This window comes from Clostridium hydrogenum, from assembly GCF_021432385.1.
Taxonomy (GTDB): domain Bacteria; phylum Bacillota; class Clostridia; order Clostridiales; family Clostridiaceae; genus Clostridium_S; species Clostridium_S hydrogenum.
Genome location: NZ_JAEACT010000002.1, coordinates 1,138,201 through 1,162,457 on the forward strand (window position 1 = coordinate 1,138,201; position 24,257 = coordinate 1,162,457).

At 29.4% G+C, this 24,257-nt stretch carries 24 protein-coding genes; 22 read left to right on the top strand and 2 right to left on the bottom strand.

The annotated features are described in order from the left end of the window. The first annotated feature begins 2 nt into the window (after positions 1-2). From wecB to CUEA01_RS05125, 19 genes are all read left to right on the top strand, one after another. Complete coding sequence (gene wecB / locus CUEA01_RS05035; RefSeq protein WP_234119264.1) at positions 3-1,049, top strand: non-hydrolyzing UDP-N-acetylglucosamine 2-epimerase; 1,047 nt, start codon at positions 3-5, stop codon at positions 1,047-1,049. 219 nt (positions 1,050-1,268) lie between these two features. Next, on the top strand, positions 1,269-2,492 hold the full coding sequence (locus tag CUEA01_RS05040; protein WP_234119267.1) for a glycosyltransferase family 4 protein: 1,224 nt from the start codon (positions 1,269-1,271) through the stop codon (positions 2,490-2,492). 62 nt (positions 2,493-2,554) lie between these two features. After that, a complete protein-coding gene (locus tag CUEA01_RS05045) occupies positions 2,555-3,781 on the top strand; it encodes an O-antigen ligase family protein (protein WP_234119269.1) in 1,227 nt (408 codons plus the stop codon). Between the two features lie 27 nt (positions 3,782-3,808). Further along, on the top strand, positions 3,809-4,462 hold the full coding sequence (locus CUEA01_RS05050; RefSeq protein WP_234119277.1) for a sugar transferase: 654 nt from the start codon (positions 3,809-3,811) through the stop codon (positions 4,460-4,462). Positions 4,463-5,177: 715 nt separating this feature from the next. Continuing rightward, positions 5,178-5,381 carry an acyltransferase gene (locus CUEA01_RS25260; RefSeq protein ID WP_407929245.1) on the top strand — a complete coding sequence of 68 codons (204 nt, stop codon included), beginning with the start codon at positions 5,178-5,180 and terminating at the stop codon, positions 5,379-5,381. A gap of 23 nt (positions 5,382-5,404) precedes the next feature. After that, positions 5,405-6,112 carry a WecB/TagA/CpsF family glycosyltransferase gene (locus CUEA01_RS05060; RefSeq protein ID WP_234119286.1) on the top strand — a complete coding sequence of 236 codons (708 nt, stop codon included), beginning with the start codon at positions 5,405-5,407 and terminating at the stop codon, positions 6,110-6,112. An 84-nt stretch (positions 6,113-6,196) separates the two neighbouring features. Then, positions 6,197-7,627: a flippase gene (locus CUEA01_RS05065; protein WP_234119288.1), complete on the top strand. Its 1,431-nt coding sequence runs from the start codon at positions 6,197-6,199 to the stop codon at positions 7,625-7,627. Beyond that, positions 7,627-8,760: a glycosyltransferase gene (locus CUEA01_RS05070; protein ID WP_234119290.1), complete on the top strand. Its 1,134-nt coding sequence runs from the start codon at positions 7,627-7,629 to the stop codon at positions 8,758-8,760. The genes CUEA01_RS05065 and CUEA01_RS05070 overlap by 1 nt, the downstream gene beginning before the upstream one ends. Continuing rightward, positions 8,753-9,658 carry a glycosyltransferase family 2 protein gene (locus CUEA01_RS05075; RefSeq protein ID WP_234119295.1) on the top strand — a complete coding sequence of 302 codons (906 nt, stop codon included), beginning with the start codon at positions 8,753-8,755 and terminating at the stop codon, positions 9,656-9,658. Before CUEA01_RS05070 ends, CUEA01_RS05075 begins: the two co-directional genes overlap by 8 nt. Positions 9,659-9,723: 65 nt before the next feature. Then, positions 9,724-10,287 (top strand): nitroreductase family protein, encoded by a 564-nt coding sequence (locus CUEA01_RS05080; RefSeq protein WP_234119303.1) that lies wholly within the window; start codon positions 9,724-9,726, stop codon positions 10,285-10,287. Positions 10,288-10,552: 265 nt separating this feature from the next. Then, complete coding sequence (locus CUEA01_RS05085) at positions 10,553-11,188, top strand: cyclodeaminase/cyclohydrolase family protein (protein WP_234119305.1); 636 nt, start codon at positions 10,553-10,555, stop codon at positions 11,186-11,188. Between the two features lie 52 nt (positions 11,189-11,240). Next, entirely contained in the window at positions 11,241-13,022 is a 1,782-nt protein-coding gene (locus CUEA01_RS05090) for an Eco57I restriction-modification methylase domain-containing protein (protein ID WP_234119307.1), read from the top strand. A gap of 313 nt (positions 13,023-13,335) precedes the next feature. Then, entirely contained in the window at positions 13,336-13,671 is a 336-nt protein-coding gene (gene spoIIAA / locus CUEA01_RS05095; protein ID WP_234119309.1) for an anti-sigma F factor antagonist, read from the top strand. A 13-nt stretch (positions 13,672-13,684) separates the two neighbouring features. Next, positions 13,685-14,122 carry an anti-sigma F factor gene (gene spoIIAB / locus CUEA01_RS05100; RefSeq protein WP_234119311.1) on the top strand — a complete coding sequence of 146 codons (438 nt, stop codon included), beginning with the start codon at positions 13,685-13,687 and terminating at the stop codon, positions 14,120-14,122. 48 nt (positions 14,123-14,170) lie between these two features. Then, positions 14,171-14,929 (top strand): RNA polymerase sporulation sigma factor SigF, encoded by a 759-nt coding sequence (gene sigF / locus CUEA01_RS05105; RefSeq protein ID WP_234119313.1) that lies wholly within the window; start codon positions 14,171-14,173, stop codon positions 14,927-14,929. A 90-nt stretch (positions 14,930-15,019) separates the two neighbouring features. Then, a complete protein-coding gene (gene spoVAC, locus CUEA01_RS05110; protein ID WP_234119315.1) occupies positions 15,020-15,472 on the top strand; it encodes a stage V sporulation protein AC in 453 nt (150 codons plus the stop codon). A gap of 9 nt (positions 15,473-15,481) precedes the next feature. Next, positions 15,482-16,507: a stage V sporulation protein AD gene (gene spoVAD, locus CUEA01_RS05115; RefSeq protein ID WP_234119317.1), complete on the top strand. Its 1,026-nt coding sequence runs from the start codon at positions 15,482-15,484 to the stop codon at positions 16,505-16,507. Then, complete coding sequence (gene spoVAE / locus CUEA01_RS05120; protein ID WP_234119319.1) at positions 16,504-16,863, top strand: stage V sporulation protein AE; 360 nt, start codon at positions 16,504-16,506, stop codon at positions 16,861-16,863. Before spoVAD ends, spoVAE begins: the two co-directional genes overlap by 4 nt. Further along, complete coding sequence (locus tag CUEA01_RS05125) at positions 16,860-17,429, top strand: stage V sporulation protein AE (RefSeq protein WP_234119322.1); 570 nt, start codon at positions 16,860-16,862, stop codon at positions 17,427-17,429. Before spoVAE ends, CUEA01_RS05125 begins: the two co-directional genes overlap by 4 nt. Before the next feature lie 47 nt (positions 17,430-17,476). Here CUEA01_RS05125 and CUEA01_RS05130 read toward each other — a convergent pair whose 3' ends face one another. Beyond that, the gene (locus CUEA01_RS05130) at positions 17,477-19,837 is read right to left on the bottom strand and encodes a transglycosylase domain-containing protein (RefSeq protein ID WP_329603966.1); all 2,361 of its coding nucleotides are present in this window, start codon (positions 19,835-19,837) and stop codon (positions 17,477-17,479) included. Between the two features lie 196 nt (positions 19,838-20,033). Here CUEA01_RS05130 and yunB point away from each other — a divergent pair, with 196 nt between their 5' ends. Next, entirely contained in the window at positions 20,034-20,684 is a 651-nt protein-coding gene (gene yunB / locus CUEA01_RS05135) for a sporulation protein YunB (RefSeq protein ID WP_234119330.1), read from the top strand. Positions 20,685-20,780: 96 nt separating this feature from the next. Further along, positions 20,781-20,969, top strand: coding sequence for a hypothetical protein (locus CUEA01_RS05140; RefSeq protein ID WP_234119332.1), 189 nt, complete (start codon positions 20,781-20,783; stop codon positions 20,967-20,969). A 499-nt stretch (positions 20,970-21,468) separates the two neighbouring features. On the opposite strand, the gene hpt is transcribed toward CUEA01_RS05140, so the two are convergent. Beyond that, positions 21,469-21,993, bottom strand: coding sequence for a hypoxanthine phosphoribosyltransferase (gene hpt / locus CUEA01_RS05145; protein ID WP_234119346.1), 525 nt, complete (start codon positions 21,991-21,993; stop codon positions 21,469-21,471). Positions 21,994-22,451: 458 nt separating this feature from the next. On the opposite strand from hpt, the gene hflX reads away from it, so the two are divergent. Next, positions 22,452-24,245, top strand: coding sequence for a GTPase HflX (gene hflX / locus CUEA01_RS05150; protein ID WP_234119354.1), 1,794 nt, complete (start codon positions 22,452-22,454; stop codon positions 24,243-24,245). The last annotated feature ends 12 nt before the right edge of the window (positions 24,246-24,257 follow it).

Below are 24,257 nucleotides of genomic sequence, written 5' to 3' on the forward strand. Positions count from 1 at the left end.
ATATGAAAGTATTGACGGTAGTTGGAGCAAGACCTCAATTTATGAAGGCTGCTGCTGTTTCAAATGTAATTAGAGAAAAAGATCAAGAAATATTAGTACATACTGGACAGCACTATGATGAAAATATGTCGAAGGTATTTTTTGAAGAATTACAAATCCCAAAGCCAGATTATAATTTGGGTGTTGGTTCTGGAAATCATGGAAAGCAGACGGGAACTATGCTAATAGAACTTGAAGAAATTTATGAAAAGGAAAAACCAGATATTGTTTTAGTATATGGTGATACTAATTCTACTTTAGCAGGAGCATTATGCGCAAGTAAACTTCTTATTCCTGTGGCTCACGTTGAGGCTGGACTTAGAAGTTTTAATATGAATATGCCAGAAGAACAAAATAGAATATTAACGGACCATATTTCAAAGTACCTTTTTGTACCAACTAATACAGCAGAAAAGAATCTTAAAAATGAAGGTATTAAAAATGGTGTTTATAATGTTGGAGATGTAATGTATGATTCAGTGCTTAGAATATCAAAGCTGGCTAAGGAAAATTCAAGAATACTTGAAAAACTAAACTTAGATGATAATGATTATATCCTTACAACAATACATAGAGCAGAAAATACTAATGATCCTAAGAGATTAAAAAACATAATTGGAGCATTAAATGAAAGTGGTAAAAAAGTAGTATTGCCACTTCATCCAAGAACTCATAAGTATATGGAAAGTTATGGTCTTGCTTTTGCTAGTAATGTAAAAGTTGTTGAACCAGTTGGACCACTTGATATGATAGCTTTAGAAATGCATTCTTGTAAAATTGCAACAGATAGCGGTGGACTTCAAAAGGAAGCATTTTTTGTGCATAAACCATGTATTACAATGAGAGATGAAACTGAATGGGTTGAAACTGTTGAAAATGGTTGGAATATACTTGTAGGAGCTGATAAAAATAAGATTATTGATGGAATTAATAATTTTATGCCTACAAGCAAGCAGGAAGAAATATTTGGCGATGGAACAGCAGCAAATAAAATAGTAGAGATTATATAGGAGGATGTGAAAAAAAGGTATTCTATGGGTTTTACTATACCGCACATAAAGCCTTATGAACGGCTCGTAAAAAAGAATACCTATGTTTTTCACATGCTCCTATAGATAAACCAGTTTAACTATTGAAATTCACTTGTACCAAAATGTCTAGAAGAAGGCATTTTGGTACAAATAAATTTCAAGGTAATTTATTTTAAAATTTTTATGAGGAGTGGAAAAATGAAAATATTGTTTTTAACTCAATATTGTCCTCCAGAAGTAGGGGCACCACAAAATAGAATCTTTGAAATGGCAAAGCATTTAAAAAGGTTTGGGCACGAAATAACCATTCTTACAGCAATGCCAAACTATCCTAAAGGTGAAATATTTGATGGATATAAAGGAAAAAAGCTAGTTAAAGAAGAGCTAGATGGAATAAACATAGTTAGAACAAGTATATATACTTCTAAGGAAAAGACATTTACTAAAAGGCTTAGAAATTATTTATCCTTTACTTTTTCATCTGTGTTTACAGGTGCAAAAAATGTTGGGGATCAAGATGTTGTAATAGTAGAATCTCCACCATTATTTCTTGGATGGTCAGGGTACAAAATAGCAAAGAAGAAGAAGGCTAAATTTATATTTAATGTATCAGATTTGTGGCCAGAATCAGCTGTGAAATTAGATATGCTTCACAATAAAACACTTATAAACCTATCAACAAAGCTTGAAGAATTTTGTTATAGAAAAGCTGATGCTGTAACTGGTCAAACCCAGGGAATAGTAGATAATATAGTTTCAAGAGGTTTTGATAAAAACAAAGTTCATCTTATAACTAATGGAATAGATACTGAATTGTTTAAACCAGAAAATAGAGATGAAAAACTTAGAGAAGAATGGGGCATTAAAGATAAGTTTTCAGTTTGTTATGCAGGAATACATGGTATTGCTCAGGGACTTGAAGTTATTATTAACGCAGCAGAAATATTAAGGGATAATGAAAATATACAATTTGTATTTGTAGGTGAAGGACCAGAAAAGCCAAAGCTTGTAAATATGGTAAAGGAAAAAGGCTTAAATAATGTAATCTTTATAGGTCTTCAGCCAAAGAAAAATATGCCTAAAATAGTGGCATCTATGGATGCAGCAATTATACCACTTAAGAAGCTTGAATTATTTAAGGGTGCACTTCCATCAAAAATATTTGAAACACTTTCATCTGAAACGGCAATAGTATTATCAGCTGAAGGAGAAGCAGAAAGACTTATAAAATCAGCTAATGCGGGTGTAGTAGTAGAACCTGAAAATTCTAAGGAAATGGCAGAAGCAGTTTTAAAACTGTATGAAAACCCTGAGCTTAGAAACGAACTTGGTAGAAATGGAAGAAAATATGCTATTCAAAATTATTCAAGAGTAAATATAACAAAGAAGATGGAAAAAATACTTTTAGATTTAGATAAATAGTATATTATTAAAAATTTGATTTTATTTAGCCAAAATGGCAATAATAAGAGATGGTGATTTATATGAAACTCTTGGAAAAATTAATGCTTGGTATTATGTGTATATATTTATTTGTATTACCTATAAATAATTATCAAGTTGACAAAATAGAAGAATTGTTTTTTGTAATATTAGTACTATACAACTTATTATGTTTTATAGTAAAAGACACAAGAGAAAAGGCTATAACAGACTTTTTTATGTTTTTTAAAGATGCCTTAGGGTTAGCTCTTTTAATTTTTGTAATTATTATGCTTATATCAGTATCATATGCAAAAAATAAATCACTTGCTTTAAGTGAAGCCATAAGATTTGCTTCGTATATTATGATTTTTTATACAATCAAATTTAAACTTGGTGAAAAAAGTTATATAAAAAAAATTATAGCAGCTTTATATTGTAGTACGGCAGTTGTTGCTATTATTGGAATTTATCAATATGTGACTGGTGGCAAAGGCGTTGCTAAAGAATTTAAAACTGGATTTGATTATACAAAGGTTAAAATACCATCAACATTAGACAATCCTAATAGCCTTGCAGCTTTTATGGTAATAGCAATTTTTCCTATAATTATGATGATAATATATGAGAAAAACAAGCTTAAAAAATGTTTATATGGTATATTTACATTGATAATATTTTTCAATATAGTTTTTACTTATTCTAGAAGTTCGTATGTTGGAATTGGAGTAGGTTTGTTTTGTTTGGTGCTTTTTTATTCATTAAAAATGCTTGTTGTAGTTGTGCCGGTGGTTATATTTGCTTTTCTTAATTCCAAAATTAGAGAGAGAATTTTAAATATAACTAGCAGTACGCAAAATAACACAAGACTTAAATTATGGAAAATAGCCTTGAAGATGATTAAAGATCATCCTATACTTGGTGTTGGAAATGGAAATTATGTTGAAAGATATGATGAATATGTAAAGAGATACCCATATTTAGAATATGGATATAGTCATTTCCCAGTTCATAATTCATATCTTAAAGTATTTAGCGAGCTTGGAATAATTGGAATAGTTAATTTTTGTGCTATAATATTATTAGCAATCATTCATGTAAAAAAGTTTATAAGTGTGACAAAGGATAACTTTTATAAGCATTTTTTTACTGGATTTTTTGCATCAACAATTGGATTTTTAGTAATGAATACTGTTGATAATTTGTTTTTCGTTCCAAAGGTAACTACTTTTTTCTGGGTACTTTTAGCTTTATCAGAGGCAGCATATTTAAAAGAAAAAAATTTGTAATTATAAATATAAGGGAGTAGATTATTAATGGTTGAAAATAGTATAGTAATTGATTCTATAAAAGACATTAGAGACAAAAAAATTCAATTTGCAATAAAAAGATTTTTTGATTTCATTCTTTCTTTAATTGGTATTATAATATTGAGTCCTGTGCTTTTAATTGTATTTATTGCAATCAAATTAGATTCTAAGGGACCTGCATTATTTAAGCAAATTAGAGTTGGAAAAGATGAAAAAGAGTTTAAGATATATAAATTTAGGACAATGATAGTAAATGCAGAAAAAAAGAGAGAACTTGAATTAGATCCCGAAAATTTAGATAAATTTGTATTTCAAAGCAAAAGTGATAATAGAATAACAAAGGTTGGAGCTTTTTTAAGAAAAACTAGTCTTGATGAATTACCTCAACTTTTTAATGTTTTAATAGGAAATATGAGTTTAGTTGGACCTAGACCGGAAATACCAGATGTAGTTAAGTTTTATCCTGAAAGTTATAAGCAAAGACTTAAAGTTGTACCGGGCATAACAGGGCTTGCACAGGTAAGTGGAAGAGGAGAAATTGAACTAGGCAAAACTATTGGCTATGATTTGACGTATATTAAGAATTTTTCGGTATTATATGATTTAAAAATTTTAGTTAAAACTTTTGTAGCTGTATTTAAGCATGATGGAGCTTTCTAATTATAGGGATAAAGCACTTAAAATATGGAAATTGCTAATACCAGGTTTATCCTTATAGATTAGAAATTAACTCAGAGTACAGAGTACAGATGACAGAGTACAATGAAGGATGATTTTTCTCCGCGAGCGTAGAAAAATCTAAAAACTTAATGCTTACGCGATTACACCACATGTGGTGTTCAACTAGGTTTAAAAATATATATGTTTTAAGATTTACCTGACAAAAGGAAGGTAAATCATCCTTCACTGTACTCTGTACTCCGTACTCTGAATAAATACAATGAGCATATGGGCAATATTAGATTTGATAGTTTGCATGTTTCAGATTATTTAGCTATAAGGGGTAGTATTAATGAAAAGTTTTATTAGAAAATTATTGAGATTATTTATATGTTTAAAAATATCACTAGTTAAAATGAAGGCAAGAGTTTTAGGTGACTACATAATAAATAAGTACATAGAAAATTGCAGTGAACGATTTCTTGCGGTTTCTTTAAAGAAATTTGGTGTACAGGTTTCTTTAAATGCCAATATTAAAAGAGGATTAATACTTGATAATACTTATCGCCAATATACTAAATTGCATATTGGTGATAATTGTTTTATAGGGAGAAAAGTTTTTTTTGATCTTGCTGACGAAATTTTCTTAGAAAAGGACTCTGTAATATCTGAAGGCGTAAGTATAATTACACATCAGGATGTTGGTAATAGAATGATGAAAAAGTTTTATGATAGAAAACAATCTAAAGTAGTAGTAGAAGAAGGTGCATTTGTAGGAGCAAATTCAACTATTTTGTGTGGTGTCACAATAGGAAAGTGTGCCGTAATAGGGGCAGGTGCTGTTGTTACTAAGAACGTAGAAGCTTACTCTGTAGTAGGTGGTGTACCGGCAAAATTTATAAAAAAGCTTAACAATTAGAGTTTAAGGAGGAAGCTACAGATATGTCTGTAAGTATATTAGGATATGATATATATAGTAATACAAAAAGCGAGCTTATAAAGGATATTAGTCACATGGATAAGGTTAATATAATTTCTGGAAATCCAGAAATACTTTATAATGGACTTAGCAATAAATTTTTATTTGATAATTTTACAAACGAAAACTCTATAATAATTCCAGATGGTGTTGGAGTTGTTCTTGCAGCTAAACTTGTAGGAACTCCTGTAAAAGAAAAGGTTGCAGGGATAGAGGTTATGGAGGAAATAATAAAAAAGTGTGAGGCTGAAAATAAGGGTATATATCTTGTTGGGACAAAGCAGGAAATAATTGAAGCTTGTGCACAGAACATACAGAAAAAGTATCCTAAGTTAAGAATAGCAGGTTTTCACAATGGCTTTTTCGACTTGGATAATTGTAATGACCTTATTGAGGATATAAAAGAGTCTAAGCCCTACGCTATTTTTGTTGCTATGGGGAGCCCAAGACAAGAAAAGTTTATTGTTAAGTATATGAATGAACTTCCATGTACGGTTTACATGGGTGTTGGAGGAAGTTTTGACATTTTTGCAGGTGTTCTTAATAGAGCTCCAAGGTGGATGATTAAGCTAGGTCTTGAATGGCTTTATAGAGTGATTAAAGAGCCTTTTAGAATAAAAAGATTAGGTGCAATTCCTGTGTTTTTAATTAAGGTTATGAGAAATAAATAAGATGTGGATAGGCATTAAAATTATGAACGTTAAATTGTGGTTATTAATACCATAGTAGAGGCATTTAGAAAGAGGAGGGGAGAAATGAATAAAGTAGCAAAAAATTTTATGTTTGTAAGTGTATCTAATTTATTAGCTCAAGTTATAGTTTTTTTTACTGGAACTCACTATGCAAAAATAATAGGAAAATCGGCTTTTGGAGATATTACAACAGTTCAAGCAATAATGACTTATTTAACTATGCTTGTGCTATTTGGACTTCAAACCTATGGTACAAGAGAAATTGCAAAAGATAAAGAGAATACACCATATATTGTAGGTGACACTTTTGCTTTTAGAGCTATACTTCTTATTTTTGCAGCTGTAATAATATTTTTTATATACGAATTGCTCGGTGTTAGTGAAAAAAATAACTCCTTGAGGTTAATTTTATTGGTATACGGAATTACCTTGATTCCAGCAGGTATGAATATAGATTGGGTATATAATGGAATTCAAGAGATGAAGTACAATGCAGTGTATAATATAATAAAAAATATTATACCTTTTATTTTAATATATGTTTTTTTGAAAAATAAAAGCCAAATTTACTACATACCATTATTTACTTTCCTTGCCTTAGTAATTGGAAGTGTATATCAGCTATATGTTTATTTTTTTAGAGTAAAATTCAAGCTTAAAGTTAATTTAAGTAGAGCTAAAATAAGTGACTATGTTAATTTTGGATTTCCATTCTTAGTATCTGGTATTTTAGCCATGATAAATGGAAATGTAGATAAGATTATAATAGAATTTACTAGGGGAAACACTGAAGCGGGTATTTATTCTTCAGCTTATTATATTATTAATTTTTTAATGAATGTTGAAACAATGATATTTACAGTTGTATTTCCTCTTTTCATCAATTATTATAATAATAATGATAAGAAATCTTTGTATAAAATAGTAGATAAAACAACAAAAATCATTGTAGCTGTGGTTATGCCTCTTGTCTTAGGCGGATTTATACTTTCAAAAGATATTATGATAATCTTTTTTGGAAAAAGTTATGCTGAAGCATACGCTCCTTTTTCTATATTATTAATATATATATTAATTCTATTTATAAGAGAGGTATATGGATATGGACTTAATGCCTGGAATATGGAAAAGAAGTATTTAAAGGCGGTTACATTTTCGTCATTTTTTAATTTAATAATGAATCTTATCTTGACACCAGTGTATGGAATGAATGTAGCTGCTTTTATAACTGTTATTTCAGAGGTTATAAATCTTTATTTAATGAGAAAATATTCTTTAAGTGTTGTTAAGGTTTCTTCTGTAAAGTATATTTTAAGAATAATGTTACCATGCTTTGCAATGGGTATTGTAACTATAGCTTTAAAAGTTTTTATGGTGAATGCTATAATAAACATAATAATTAGTGCTTTAGTTTATATAGTTTCAGTATTTTTATTTAAATATATGACTGCAAGTGAAATAAAGGATTTTTTACTTAGAAAGAATGGTGTGTAATGAAATATTGCGTTTTGTATCCAAAAACAGAAAATGTGCATTTAACAAAAGATGTGGGAATGATTGCATACAAATTAAATAAATTATATGGCTATGATGCCTTTGTAGCAACGTATAAAAATGGTGAATATCCGTATTTGCAGGATGAAGTTAAAGGTTTAAAGCTTGATTTTATAAAAAAAGAACATGGTCATTTTAAAGACGTATATTTATATTTTAAAAAGAATGCTATAAAAATAGATGTACTTCAAATATTTCATATGACTTTAAATTCTGTGGTTTATGCCTTTATATATAAAATGTTTAATAAAAAAGGTATTGTGTTTTTGAAATTAGATTGCACTAAGGTACTTGTAGATAAAATAAAGAAGATGAATTTTGCACAAAGAAGGATATTAAATGCTTTTTTAAAAAGGGTAGATATTATAGGTGTAGAAAAAAAAGAAATATTTGAGGCACTTAAAATTGAATTAAAAAATCATAAAACAAAGCTTTTGAATATTCCTAATGGGCTCGATTTTGATAGGGAAGAAATTAATGCTAAAGCTGAATTTTCTAATAAAGAAAATATAATTTTAAGCGTTGGAAGGATAGGCAGTCCAGAAAAAGATTCTAAAATTTTGATGGATGCTTTTTCAAAAGTAGATAAAGGTAAACTGGGTTCATGGAAACTTGTCTTTGTAGGACCTATAGAAGAGGATTTTAAAAAAGAAATAGAAGCCTACTTTAAAGAGCATAAAGAACTTCGAGAAAGAGTAATATTTAAAGGACCCATGTATGACAGAAAAGCGCTTTACGATGAGTATAGAAAGGCTAAAATATTTTGTCTTACCTCTAAATTTGAAAGTGTTGGAATAGTGCTTATTGAAGCTGGTGCTATGGGGGATGTTATTATTTCTACCAATGTAGGTATAGCAGATGAAATTATAAATAATAATAATGGAGTTGTGATTAACGTAGGAGATGTTTCTGCACTTACTAGTGCAATTGATAAATTGATTACAATTGAAAATTTGGGCTTACAAGCTTCAGTTACAGAAAAATTTTGTAGGGAAAATTATGATTGGAATATTATAGTTAAAAAGCTTCGTGACAAAATAATAGAGATAAAAGGAAATGATATAAATGAATAATCCTAAAGTTTTTATTATAATATTGAATTTCAATTCATTTGAAGATACTAAAGAGTGTTTAATAAGCTTAGAGGATATAAGTTATAATAATTATGAAATAGTTGTTGTAGATAATTCTAATTCAGAAGAGGATTATAAAAAATTAAAAAGCAAATTTAGTAAGCATAACATTATAAGAACTGATCAAAATTTAGGATATGCTAATGGAAATAATATTGGCATAAAGTTTGCTTTAGAGCATGGAGCTGAATATATATGTATTTTAAATGCTGATGTGGTTGTTGAAAAAGATTTTTTGAAAATAATTGTAGACAAACTTAAAAATGACAAAGCTATAGGTATAGCAGGACCGTGTATTTGTGAATACAATAAAAGAGAGCTTGTACAGTGTGCAGGAGCAAATATAAGTTTATATACAGGATTAACAAAGCGACTGTATAGAGGCTATAAATACGAAGAAATAGAAAAAGAAAATAAATTAGTTGACTTTCTTGGTGGGGCATGTTTTGTTTGCAGGAGAGAAGTTTTTGAAAAGATAGGCTTAATACCAGAAATTTATTTCCTATTTTTTGAGGAGACAGAATTTTGTATTAAAGCAAAAAAAGCTGGATATAAGTTAACATGTGTGACAAATAGTAAAATATATCATAAGGGCTCGTCTACAATTTCAAGATTTAGTGGACTTAGTTACTACTTTTTAAACAGGAATAGAGTTGTTTTTATAAAAAGAAATTCTAATTTATTTCAAAAAATTATATTTTCAATGTACATTTTTATTGAAGCTATAGGAAGAATTATAATAAGACGAGAACCTTTTAGTTTAATAAAAAATTTTATATCTGGGTTTAAAGCCGATAGAAATTCCATTGATATTGCTTCAGTTAATAAGTTTGTTTGATATAAAGGCATGAATAAAAAACTGGTTTATGTATATCCTACTATACATAAGGAGTGTGATTTTTTATGGATTTTTATGAGGTTGTTAAAAAAAGAACAAGTATAAAAAAATTTAAAAATACACCTATATCAGAGCCTAAATTAGATAGTATTATAAATGCAGCTATGATGTCTCCTTCATGGAAAAATAAAACTTCATGTAGTTTTATTATTGTAGATGATGCAGATAAGAAGAATGAAATTGCAGAGGCTATTAAAAATGGTTCTACAGAAGCAGCAGATTCTATAAGAGAAGCGCCAATGGCTGTTGTTATTGTTGGTGAGCCAGATGATTCTGGAAATGTTGATGGCAAACAGATGTATTTAGTAGATAGTGCAATTGCTATGGAACATTTTATATTGGCAGCAACTAATGAAGGATATGGAACATGCTGGATAGCTTCTTTAGATCAAAAGAAAATAAAAACTTCACTTAGAATTCCTGAAAAATATGCAGTTGTTGCAGTTACACCATTAGGAGAATTTGGAGAAACAAAACCGCATAATGAACCAAAGGATATTAGAGAACATGTATTTAAAAATTATTGGACTGTTCCATATAGTGAAAAAAAACACCTTGTTATGCAATGAATAAAAATTGATAATTTTTATTCAGAGTACAGATGACGGAGTACAGAGTACAGTGAAGGTTGATTTTCTTCCGTTTTGCTACAGAAAATCTTATAACTTAATGCTTCTACTAAGGTTCATATATGATACTCAGCGAAGTTATAATATTTAAAGATTTACCTGACGAAAGGAAGGTAAATCAACCTTCACTGTACTCTGTCATCTGTACTTTGTACTCTGATTTATTATTAAGCCTTACAATATATAATTACCGGGGGGAATAAAAATGTTAGAAAATTTAACTGTAAAAGAATTTTTAAGCAAACTTGCTTCAGAAGAGCCTACGCCTGGAGGCGGCGGTGCAGCTGCGTTAACATTAGGACTTTCAGCTGCATTAAACAGTATGGTTTTTAATCTTACTATTGGAAAAAAGGTATATGAAACTTTAACTGAAGATATAAAAGAACTTATAAAATTAGATGCGGAAGAAACAAGTAAAATAATGGAACAAGCCATATTATCCTTAGATAGAGATGCAGATACATTTTCAAAGCTTATGGAAAGTTTTAAATTACCTAAAAATACAGAAGAAGAAAAAGAATATAGAAAATCGAAAATACAAGAATATACTAAAGCTGCTGCAGAAGTTCCCATGAGTGTAGCTGAAACTTCATATAAATTATATAATTTAATTTGGACTTCTTGTAGATATGGTAATAAAAATTTAATATCTGATGCTGGGGTAGCCGCAATTTTAGTTCAGTCAACCATTGAAAGTTCTATTCTTAATATTAAAGTAAATTTAAGTTCCATTAAAGATGAAGAATTAAAGAAAAAGATGAATATTAAGTGTAATGAGGTTATGGTAGAAGGACAAAAGTGGAAAACTAAAATAATGGAAGAGGTTTATAAAAGTATTTAAGTCATCTTAAAGAAAATAACAAGTCCAACTTCTATTTTGGAATGGAGATATTATGTTAAAAGACTTTATATGTAGAATTGACGAATTGTATAAAATAATTAAAAGTGATGAAGAATTGAATTTTAAAAGACAGAGTATAGAAAAATTAAAACAGTCTTTAGGCATAGAACAAAGCTTTTCAATTGAATATTATAATAGGATATCATTAAACAAAGAAAAAGGAGTAGTTTATACTCCTTATGAAATAGCAGATTATATAGTTAAAAATACAATTTTAGATAAAGATATAATTGAAAATCCGTTTTTAAAAATTTCAGATCCTGCATGTGGAAGTGGAAATATTATTATTCCATGTTTTAGATATTTGAAGAATATATATTTGAAATTTATGGCGGAAATTAATAAAAAGCATGGTATTAACTTAAATAAAGATAACATAAATTTGCATATAATTAAAAATAATTTATTTGGTTTCGATATAGATAAAGCAGCTGTCCAAATTTTAATTATAGATTTGTTTTGTGAAACTTCTACACTGACGAAAAATTTTTATATAAAAGATTTTTTAATTGATACAGTAGATGTGAAATTTGATGTGTTTTTGAGTAATCCTCCTTACATAGGACAAAAAGTTATAGATAAGGAATATTCTTTAAATTTAAAGAAAATATATAGTACATATAAGGACAAAGGTGATTTGTCATATTGTTTTTTTCAGAGAGCCATTAATTGTGTTAATAATAAGGGCAAATTAAGTTTTATAACCTCTAGGTATTTTTTAGAATCACCAAGTGGAAGAGAACTTAGAACAATGCTAAAAGAGGAATGTAAAATTTATAAAATTGTCGATTTTTATGGTATAAGACCATTTAAAAACATTGGAATAGATCCAGTTATAATTTTCCTCCAAAAAGAACAAAACTTTAATGAAAAAATAGAAATTATAAAACCGTATTGTACTAAAGGTAAAATTGGAGATGACTTTTTTTATTCTTTATTTAATGGAGGCATAAAAAACTGTAATAGATTTTTTATAAATAAATTATCTTTAAATAATGAAGGCTGGATATTAAGAACTGATGATGAAATGAATATAATTAAAAAGATAGAAGAAAATTGTGAATTTTCATTATCAAATATTTGTGATAGTTTTCAAGGTATCATTACAGGGTGTGACAAGGCATTTATAATTGATAAAAATGTCATAAGGGATGAATATATAGAGCAAGAGTTAATTAAGCCGTGGCTTAAAAGCAAGCTTATTAAAAAGGGCGTAGTTGAACAGGAACAGCTTTATATAATATATTCTGATGTAATTAAAGATACTTCACTATATCCTAATGCAATTAAACATATTAGCAAGTATAAAGATAAACTTTCTTTACGAAGAGAATGTAAAAATGGAATTAGAAATTGGTACGAGCTTCAGTGGGGAAGAAAGAGAAACATATTTGAAGGAACAAAAATAATATTTCCATATAAGTCTTCAAGTAATAGGTTCGCAATTGATACAGGAAGTTATTTCAGTGCAGATGTTTATTGCCTAAAGCTAAAAGAAAATTCTTCATTTACTTATGAAGATTTATTATGTTTGTTGAATAGTAAAGTATATGAATTTTATTTTAAAACCTTTGGCAAAAAGCTTGGAAACGACCTATATGAGTATTATCCTAACACAGTAATGAAATTACGCATTCCTAATATAGAAAAACTTAATTTAAAATTTGGTGAGAAAAGTTTATATGATATATTTAATTTAACGAAAGAAGAAGTTAAAATTATTGAAAAAAGCGTTGACTCAGAGTACAAAGTACAGAGTACAGAGTACAATTAAGGATGATTTCCCTGCGCTTTGCTACAGGAAATCTTATAACTTATCTTTGATTGCTTACGCAATCGTAGAATAAATATTGTTCAGCGAAGCTGCCAATATTTAAGTTTTAAGATTTTTTGTAGCGTTAGCGGAGGAAAATCATCCTTCACTGTACTTTGTACTCTGTACTCCGTACTCTTTTTTTTAAATAAGTGTATATTGTATGAAAAATGTGTCAATAATTAAAAATGTAAAACTTATATGAATAAAAAAGGAAATAATATACAAATATAGAATAATAAATCTATAGAATATTTTTAGGGGGAAAATTAATATGGATTTAGAATTTAAACAAGTAAATGATAAACTTATAATATCTATTATAGGTGAACTTGATCATCACAGTACTGACGAAATTAGAAATAAAATAGATGATAAGATAAAAAGTGGTGGTTATAAAAAAGTAATTTTAGATTTTTCACATGTAACATTTATGGACAGCTCTGGTATTGGAGTTATAATTGGAAGATATAAAAAATTAAAGTTATCAAATGGAGTATTATGTATTGCTAATATAAGCAATTCCGTGAAAAAGGTTTTTGAATTATCAGGATTATTTAAAATAATAAATGTTTATAATAATGTAAATTTAGCTGTTGAAAGCATTTAATGGGGGGATTTTAATGTCTAAAAACAACAGAATGAATGTAAAATTTTTAGCAAAACCAGAAAATGAAGGTTTTGCAAGAGTTACTGTTGCAGCTTTTGCATCACAGCTTGATCCAACGATTGAAGAAATAGAGGATGTTAAAACTGCAGTATCTGAAGCTGTAACTAATTCTATTATTCATGGATATGAAAATAATGAGGCAGGTATAGTTGAAATTTCAGCAGCTATTAATAGAAATGAACTTGTTTTAGAGATTATTGATGAGGGAATTGGAATTGCAGATATAGAAAAAGCTAGAGAACCATTATATACCTCTAGACCTGATTTAGAAAGGTCTGGAATGGGATTTACGATTATGGAAAGTTTTATGGATACAATGGAGATAAAATCTGAGCCTAAAAAAGGTACAAAGGTAGTATTAAGAAAGAGATTTACATCAGTAAAGGAATAGAGGGTTAAGAGTATAAAGAGGAGTGAAATAGCGAAGAAGCTATATGATATGGAGAATGAAAATACTGTAAAAAAGGAAGAATGCAAGTATGGAAATAATCAAGAATTAATAAAATTTGCCAAAGCAGGGGATAAGGAATCTCTAGATAAGCTTATTGAAAATAATCTTCCACTTGTTTCAGCTATAAGCAGAAAGTTTTTAAACAGAGGATATGAGTATGATGATATATTTCAAATAGGATGTATGGGACTAGTTAAAGCTGTAAATAATTTTGAAAGTAAGTTTAATGTAAAGTTTTCAACTTATGCTGTTCCCATGATTATGGGTGAAATAAAGAGGTTTTTAAGAGATGATGGAATGATTAAAGTAAGTAGAAGCGTAAAAAACACAGCACGTCAATTACACTATGATAGGGAAAATCTAGTGAAAAAGCTAAACAGGGAACCTACTATAGAGGAATTGGCAAAGTTTTCAGGAATAGCTCCAGAAGAAATAGTTTTTGCTACTGAATCAACAATAAATACACAGTACTTATATGATGTAGTTCATCAAGATGACGGTTCACCAGTTTTATTAATAGATAAAATAAGCCAATCAGCTGATGAAAATTCAGATGTTGTAGACAAAATAGTTTTAAAAGAGGCAATTAATAATCTTGACGAAAAATCAAGGAAGATAATAATTCTAAGATATTTTAAGGATAAAACTCAAATTCAAGTTGCTAAAATGTTAGGAATTAGTCAAGTACAAGTTTCAAGAATTGAAAAAAAAGTTTTAAAAGTTATGAAACAAAAATTAAGTAAATGATGCACAAATAATCAGTGCATCTTTTTTTTGTTTAAAAAAAATATTTATGCAAACAATAATGGTATAAAAGTTATTTAAGGGGTGAAAATAATGAAGGTTAGTGAAGAAAAAATAAAAAAAGATTTTAAATCATTATCACAAAATTCAAAGCCTAAACCTAAAATTATTAAAAATTGTATTTGCGCCTTTATAATAGGAGGTTTGATTTGTGATGTTGGTCAATTGGTTTCAGATTTTTTTTCTAGCGTAGGAGTTCCACAGGATGATTTAGGTACATATACAGCTATAGTTATGGTTTTTATAGGTGCATTTTTAACTGGAATAGGTATTTATGACAAGATAGCTAATATAGGTGGGGCAGGAACTGTTGTGCCTATAACTGGCTTTGCAAACTCTATAGTTGCACCTGCAATTGAATTTAAGAAAGAAGGCTTTGTGTTTGGAGTTGGTGCCAAAATGTTCACTATAGCAGGTCCTGTGCTAGTTTATGGATTAAGCTCCTCGGTTATTGTAGGTATAATATATTATTTTATTATGAGATAGGGTGATTTAATGAGTAAACGAATAGGAATTCAAACAGTAAAATTTGAAACAAAACCTAAAATTATAGCTGCAGAGTCAATAGTTGGACCTAAGGAAGGGGCAGGTCCTCTTAAAGATTACTTTGATATTATACTAAGTGATGATTTAAATGGAAAAGAAAGCTTTGAAAAAGCAGAATGTAGTATGATATATAATGTTATAACTGAGGTTATAAGGAAAGCAAAGCTTAAAGAAACAGATATTGATTTTTTATTTGCAGGAGATCTTTTAAATCAAATATCTTCTTCAAACTTTGCAGCAAGAGAACTTGAAATACCATTTTATGGACTTTATGGAGCATGCTCAACTATGACGGAATCGCTTGGAATTGCAGCAATGACAATTGAAGGTGAATTTGCAGATCATGCTATAGCAGCTACGTCCTCTCATTTTTCTTCTTCAGAAAGGCAATTTAGATTTCCACTTGAATTTGGAAGTCAAAGAAAACCAAATTCTCAATGGACAGTTACAGGAGCAGGAGCCATGTTACTTGGAAGAAAAGGTGATCATCCATGTATAACCTATGCTACAACAGGAAAAGTAAAGGATTATGGTATAAGTAGCCCAGATAGCATGGGAGAAGCTATGGCGCCGGCAGCAGTTGATACACTAAAACAACATTTTAAGGATACAGGTAGAAAACCAACAGATTATGATTTAATTGCTACAGGAGATTTAGGCAAAGTTGGTAGACAAATAACAGCTGAACTTTTAAAGAAAGAATATGGATATGACATAAGTAATGTTTATATGGATTGTGGTGAAAAAATATTTGATTGTGAGAAGCAAAACACTAATTCAGGTGGAAGTGGATGTGGTTGTTCAGCTGTTGTTGATTGTGGATATATATATAAAAATATTTTAAAGGGAAAATATAAAAAGGTTCTTCTTGTTTCAACGGGAGCCCTTATGAGTACAACTGCTACTTTGCAAGGTGAATCAATTCCGGGAATTGCTCATGCAGTTTCTATAGAATTTGGAGGTGTTAAAAAATGACTAATTATATAATGTCATTTTTAGTAGGAGGACTGATTTGTGTAATTGCTCAAATAATAATGGATAAAACGACAATTACACCAGGATTAATATTGGTAAGTTTTGTAACAATAGGTGTAATACTTGGAGCATTAAACATATATGATATTATAATAAAGTATGGTAAAGCAGGTGCAACTATACCTCTTCCTGGATTTGGATATTCACTTGCTAAAGCAACAATAAAAGAGGTTAAGACAAATGGACTTGTTGGTGCATTTACAGGTGGAATTAAAGGGGCAGCGGGAGGTATAACTGGAGCTGTCTTTTTTGGATACATTGCAGCTTTAATCTTCAATTCTAAGACGAAAGGATGAATAAATTGAAGAGGAAAGTTATAGTTGTAACTGATGGAGATAGTATTGCAAAAAAGGTTGTTGAAAAATCAGCTTTAAGTGTAGGTGGAAGATGCCTTTCAATTTCTTGGGGAAACCCAACTAAAATAACAGGGGAAGAAATGGTTAGGCTTATAAAGTGTGTGAAATTTGATCCTGTTATTGTTATGGCAGATGATAGGGGAAATATTGGAAGAGGTAATGGTGAAAAAGCAATAAATTTTCTTATAAAATGTGAAGAAGTTGAAGTTATAGGTATTGTAGCAGTAGCATCAAATACTAAAAATGCAAGTGGTATAAAAATAAAGTATTCAGTTGATAGAAATTGTGAGCAAGTAAATTGTGCCGTAGATAAGTATGGAAATGTACAAAATACAAATGTATTAAAAGGTGATACGGTAAATACAATAAATTTAGGAAGTAAGGTTTGTGTTGTAGGAATAGGTGATCCAGGCAAAGTAGAACAAGGTAATGATATTGAAAATGAAGATAGAATATTAAGTAAAGCGTTAAAAATAATTATTGAAGAATACAAAAAAAATAGATAAGGCATTTTTTAGACCTTATCTATTTTAGCATATATACTATAGAGAATTTAATGTTTATTTTGAGAATTGTTATTAGTGCTATTAGTAGTATTAGTGGTATTAGTAGTGTTAGTAGTGTTATTAGTATTAGTAGTGTTATTTGATGGAACATTATTTTGTGGAACTTTAGTAGTATTAGTAGTGTTGTTTGATGGAATATTATTTTGTGGAACTTGTGAGTTTTGGTTTTGATTTTGTTGTGTACCAGTCTGTGGTTGTGTCTGTGTCTGTGTATTCTGTTCAGCATTGCTATTTTGTGCATTGTCAGTAGGGTCTAAGCTAGTAGGTGCAGTTCCATCAATAAATATGTCATTGCCAATTTGAACTATTCCATCAGGCATTTGAATATCTTTTATAGGCTCATTTTGAGAAGCAGCATTCATTATTTGTCCCCAAATACCTGCAGCACCATTACTATAAATGCCGGGGATACTATGGTCGTCATTGCCTACCCAAACAGCTGCAGAGTAATATGGAGTTAATCCACAAAACCATAAGTCTCTAAAACCTGTTGAAGAACCAGTTTTACCACCAGCAGGCATCTCTCCAAGTTCAGCTCTAGCATTTGTACCGGTTCCATCATTATAATCCATAGGTCCCTTCAATAAATCATACATTATATAAGCAGCTTGAGGAGAAATTACTTTTCTAGTGGCATAGCTACTTTGCAATAAAACATTTCCCTTTTTATCAACAACTTTTGTATAAAGTCTAGGTGAACTATATAAACCTTGATTACCAAAAACCCCGTAAGCGGCTGACATGGTAAGTGTATTACTACCACTGAATTCACCTAAGGCTACAGCAGCAATACTTGATTTATCAGTGTTATTAAACTTTAGTCCAAATTTATCAGCATATGAAACACCTGTAGTTAAACCTAATTTATCTTCAACCTTAACTGCTATAACATTTTTTGATTCTGCAAGAGCCGTTCTTACGGAAAGTGGGGTGTTAGTAAAGACACCATCATCATTTTTAGGATTATAAGGGTCACCATTAGATCCGTATTTACTTTGAAGTTCAGGTGAAAGCGCAGAGTCATTTATTGTTGTTTCTGATGTTATTAGTTTAGTATCTATAGAAGGACCGTAGACTGTAAGTGGCTTGATACTTGAACCAGTAGGTCTTAAATAGCTATTTGAGGCTGCTCTATTATACGAAGTAGGAGGTTGCGTTCCTCTACCACCTATTAAAGCCTTAACTTCACCAGTATGATAATCAAAAATTGCAGCAGAAGCTTCTGGTTGAACTATTCCATGTTTATCAGTATGAGTAACACCTTGAAGATATTTAGTAGTGTTTATAATCTCTTGAGCTTTATTTTGAAGATTAGTGTTCATTGTAGTATATATTTTTAGATTGCCATCTCTTAGAAGATTATCAATTTCTTCATCAGTATATTGATACTGAGCTTTTAAATCTTTTTTTACTTGTTCAACAACAGGAATTGAAAACCATTCATAATTATATTTATTTGAAAGTTTAGAGCCAGGAAAAATTAACTTGTTGTTGTTTAAATCATTCAGTGCATTTTGGTATTCTGAATCACTTATGTATCCATTATCTTTCATTTTAAATAAAACAGTTCTTGTTCTGTTTAGATAAATGTTGTGATTTTTTTGTGCATTTGGTGAAAATGGGTAGTATGCTGAAGGGCTTTGAGCGAGTCCAGCTATAAAAGCACACTGTATTAAATTTAAATTTTTTACGTCTGTTCCGAAATATTGCTCTGCAGCAGTTTCGACTCCATTTGCTTGACCGCCTAAATAAATTGTATTCATATAGGCTTCTAATATTTGATCTTTTGATAATTGTTTTTCTAGCTGAATTGATAAATAAGCTTCTTGAATTTTTCGCCTTAAGGACAATCTATTTTGAAGTGAATCATTTAAAAATAGTCTTGTCTTTATAAGTTGTTGAGTTATAGTTGATGCACCTTGGATATTATTTTGTCTATGAATTTTAGATTTAATATCGTTATATAGGGCACCTACTATTCTTTTCAAATCTATTCCATTATGCTTATAAAATCTTTCATCTTCTATGCTTACAAAGGCATGAGATAAATTTGCAGGTACATCCTTCAAGGATACAACCACTCTTTTTTGGTTTGTAATTACGGTATCCATTGGATTACCACTATCGTCGTATAATTGTGATGCTTGAGCAAGATTGAGTATTGTACCATTAACGTCTAATTCTGGAGCGTTTTTTATTGTTGCAAAAATGAATCCAGCAGCAGCTACAGAACATAGAAAAAATACACAAAAAAATATAAGTAATAGTGTTTTGAAAATTCTAAAACGCTTTTTTTTCTTTTTATATTTTGTATTATTTGTCTTTTTAGTTTTTACATTACCAGACATAAGTTTCCTCCTTAAGTAAATCACTATGTTGAATAATTATAGCATATAATAGAAAAATAATAAATCCATATTTATACATAAAATACAAAAAGTATAATTAAATTTTACTATTGTTAATAAAAAGATTCTTAATAACATAGTATATGAATAGAAAGTATTAATTTTATATTAAATTTAATTATGTTGAAATTAAGAGGTGAGAAATATTAAAGCCAAGAAATTTAAAATAACAATACTAATAATATTGACAGTTATATTATTAGTATTCAATTTATTTATATATGAATTTGATAAGATAATTACTCCAACCGTTTTGGCAGTTGGTGATGCAGAAATGCGGGAAAAAAGTAATGATATCGTAAATAAAATCTTAATTAATGAGTATAACAATAATTTCAATTCTGATGATATAATTAATGTAGAAAAAGATAATTTGGGCAATATTGTTATGGTAAAGGCTAACACACTTAAGATGAATAAAATTGCATGTGATGTTTCACTGAAATCTCAAGAGAGCATAAGAAAAATTGGACAAATTGGTATTAAGATACCAGCAGGATATATATTTAAAAATAACATACTTGCATATTTTGGACCAAATATAACAGTAAGAATGGAGCCAGTAGGAAATGTACAAACAAGCTATAAGTCAAAATTTGAAGGTGCTGGAATAAATCAAACAAGACTTCTTATATATGTTAATGTAAAAACTAAAATTAGGGTTATAATTCCCACATCTTATAATGATATTGAAGTTAAAAATGAAGTACCAATATCTGAAACGATTATTGTAGGTAAGGTACCGGATAATGCTCTTCAGTTAAATATGGGAAAAAATAGTAATTAGTTGGTATAGGTAAAAAATGTTTGGAATTAATGATATAATCAGCACAAAGAATATAATAAAGAAATTTTTTTTTATATAAATAGAAAGGTGATTTTAATGGAAATTAGGTTAGCAAATGAAAAAGATTTACTAAATTTATGGGAAGAAACAGATAATATACGTTTATACAAAAGAATGGGGTTCACAGAAAAAATAAAAGATTCTTTTGTTGACCCTTGCAATGTGGATGAAAAACAAATGCCTAATTCATGTGAAAAAATTTGGTTATTAGGAAAAAATTTATAGATATGCTTTCTAGGGGATGTCGAAATAAACTTATTTAATACGTAACTTAAAATTATTGCGAAGCGTTAAAACAGAGTACAAAGTACAGAGTACAACGAAGGATGATTTACCTTTCCTTGCGCCAGGTAAATCTTAAACTTAAATGTTGTTCAGCGAAGCTGAACAACATTAATGTAGCTATTGCGTAAGCAATCAAAAAATAAGCTTTAAGATTTTCTGTAGCAAGGCGTAAGAAAATCATCCTTCACTGTACTTTGTACTCTGTACTCCGTACTCTGTTTTTTTGTTCGACAGCCCCTTGTTATAATTTGAAAAACAATTGTATACCAAAATTCCGTAGGCACGGAGGAATTTTTACCTTAAACCACTGTAATTGGGAAGTAAGAACGTTTTGGAACGATTTAAATAGCATCTCATAAATCTTAGGCTTTTAAAGTTTTTCACCTTAGATTTATTGATGTTATTTAATGTTCCAGAATGTTCTTACTTCCCAACAATTTTACTCTTCCCAATTAAATATGTACGGAACATTTCTGTAGTAATCTCCATAATTAAGGCCATAGCCAACAACAAATATGTCAGGTATTTCAAAGCAAAAATAATCCGGCTTTAAATCAACTTGTCTTCTTTCTGGTTTATCAAGTAGAACACATGATTTTACACTTTTGGCGCCAAGAGATTTAGCATGTTCTATAACAAAATTCATAGTTAATCCTGAATCAACTATATCATCTATTATTAATACGTCTAAATCCTTAATATCATCTTTAATATCATTTACTACTTTAATTGCCCCTGAAGAAGTTTCGTTATTACCATAACTTGAAGTTGTCATAAAACCTATTTTTGTAGGAAGGTCAATTTCACGTACAAGGTCAGCGGTATATATAAAGCTACCTCTTAATAATGATAAAACATACAGATTTTTATCACTATAGTCATGAGTTATAATTTTTCCTAAATCTTTAATTTTACTTTTAATTGCATCTTCACTTATTACTATATTTCTTTTTTTCTTTTCCATAAAAAGATCCTCCCAAATAAAAATAATTGGCTATGGTTTAGATAAGTGTTGATTTTAGCACTTATTTAAAACATAGCTTCCTTTAGTAAGTTTAGCTATTTTTAAAAGAATGTTTCTATGATGTGTTGACTTTTATGGACTCTTAGGATTGCTTGTTTATAATTTGCGTAATTTTGACTAGGACGGTCAAAGCCATTTAGGCATCAGGACGATGCATCTAAATGGGTAGCAAATTATATACGAGCAATTCTTAGAGTCCATTAATGTCATAAGCTCATATAATCTTTCTTTTAAAACATAGCTAAGTTATTCATAAATAAAAAAATTGTAGAAGTAATAAAACTTTTACAATATGGTAAAGCTAATGTACTTATGTATTTACAATATTTCTTTTATAGTATACAATTATATGGAAATTGTCAAGATTAAAAAAATGTGAATAAAAGAGGGTATCAATTATGATTTTAGGTAATATAGAAGGAGTAAAGAACTCTATTTTAAATGAACTCGATAATATATATAATTTTTTTGTACCAAAAGATAGTATATTTACAGATGAAATTGTAAGTTTATTATGCAAGGTATCAAATTTAATAGAAAGAGAAGTAAGTGTGTCAATTAATAGGAAGGGAAAAGTTATTAGTGTAGCCATAGGTGACAGTAGTACAGTTGAATTGCCGCTAGTAGATGTTTATCAAAATAAGCTTTCTGGAGTAAGGGTAATACATACTCATCCAAATGGCAATCCAAAACTTTCAGCCGTAGATACATCTGCTTTGCTTAAGCTAAAGTTAGATTGTATTGTTGCAATTGGCACCTTTAATAATTTGGTTACTGGTGTATGTATTGGATTTTGTGATGTTAAAGATGATATCCTTACATTTGAAGAAGTTGGACCATTAAAATTAGAAGATGCTATTGAATATAAATATTTAAATAAGCTTACATATACTGAGGAAATAATCAGTAATATTGAAAATTTAAATGAAGACGATAAAGAAAGAGCTATACTAGTTGGAATTGATACTGATGAAAGTTTAGAAGAATTAGGGGAACTTGCTAGAGCTTGTAATGTAGAACCAGTTATGAAGGTTATGCAAAAGAAGGATAAAATCGATAACGCATTTTTTATAGGAAAGGGCAAAGTTTCGGAAATAGCGCTTTTGAGGCAAGTAAAGATGGCCAATGTCATAATATTTGATGATGAGCTTGCGGGTTCGCAGGTTAGAAACTTAGAAGATAGTATAGGAACAAAGGTAATTGATAGGACTACTTTAATATTAGATATTTTTGCAAGGAGAGCTAAGAGCAAGGAAGCTAAAATACAAGTTGAATTAGCACAATTAAAGTATAGGCTGCCTAGATTAATGGGACTTGGAAGCGTATTATCTAGAACGGGGGGAGGAATAGGAACAAGGGGACCTGGAGAAAAGAAACTTGAAGTTGATAAAAGACATATAAGAGATAGAATACATGACTTAGAAAATGAATTAAAAAAGGCAAAGAAAACAAGGGAAGTACAAAGGGAAAAAAGAGTTTCTAGTGAATTACCTCAAATATCATTAGTTGGGTATACTAATGCAGGAAAATCAACTCTTAGAAATTTACTTTGTGAACTTCTAACACCAAGGGACTATGCTGCTAAAGAAAAGGTATTTGAAGCAAATATGCTATTTGCGACACTAGATGTAACTACAAGAGCTATTAAGCTCACGGATAATAGAACAGCAGCTCTTACGGATACTGTTGGCTTTGTGAGAAAACTTCCACACAGTCTTGTTGAATCATTTAAATCTACGCTTGAAGAAGTAATTTATTCTGATCTTTTAGTTCATGTCGTGGATTCTTCTTCTGATACAGCAATAGATCAAATTAAAGCTGTAAATGAAGTTTTAACTGAACTTAATGCGAAAGACAAGAATACAATTATTGTGCTTAATAAAATAGATAAAGCGGAAAATGAAAAAATAGAGGCTTTAGTTAAGTTTTGTGAAGGTTATGAAGTAGTTCAAATATCTGCAAAAGAAAAGATTAATATAGATAAATTATTATCGGAGATTGAAGATAAGCTCCCAAGTAAAACTAAAAAGGTTGAGTATTTAATTCCATATGATGCTCAAAAAGTGACAGCTTATATTCATCAATATTCAGTTGTCGAATTAGAGGAATTTAAAGATAATGGAACATATTTAAAAGCAATTGTAGATGAAAAAGTCTATAATAAATGCAGAGAATATATGATTGGAGAGTAACAGGGGAAGAAG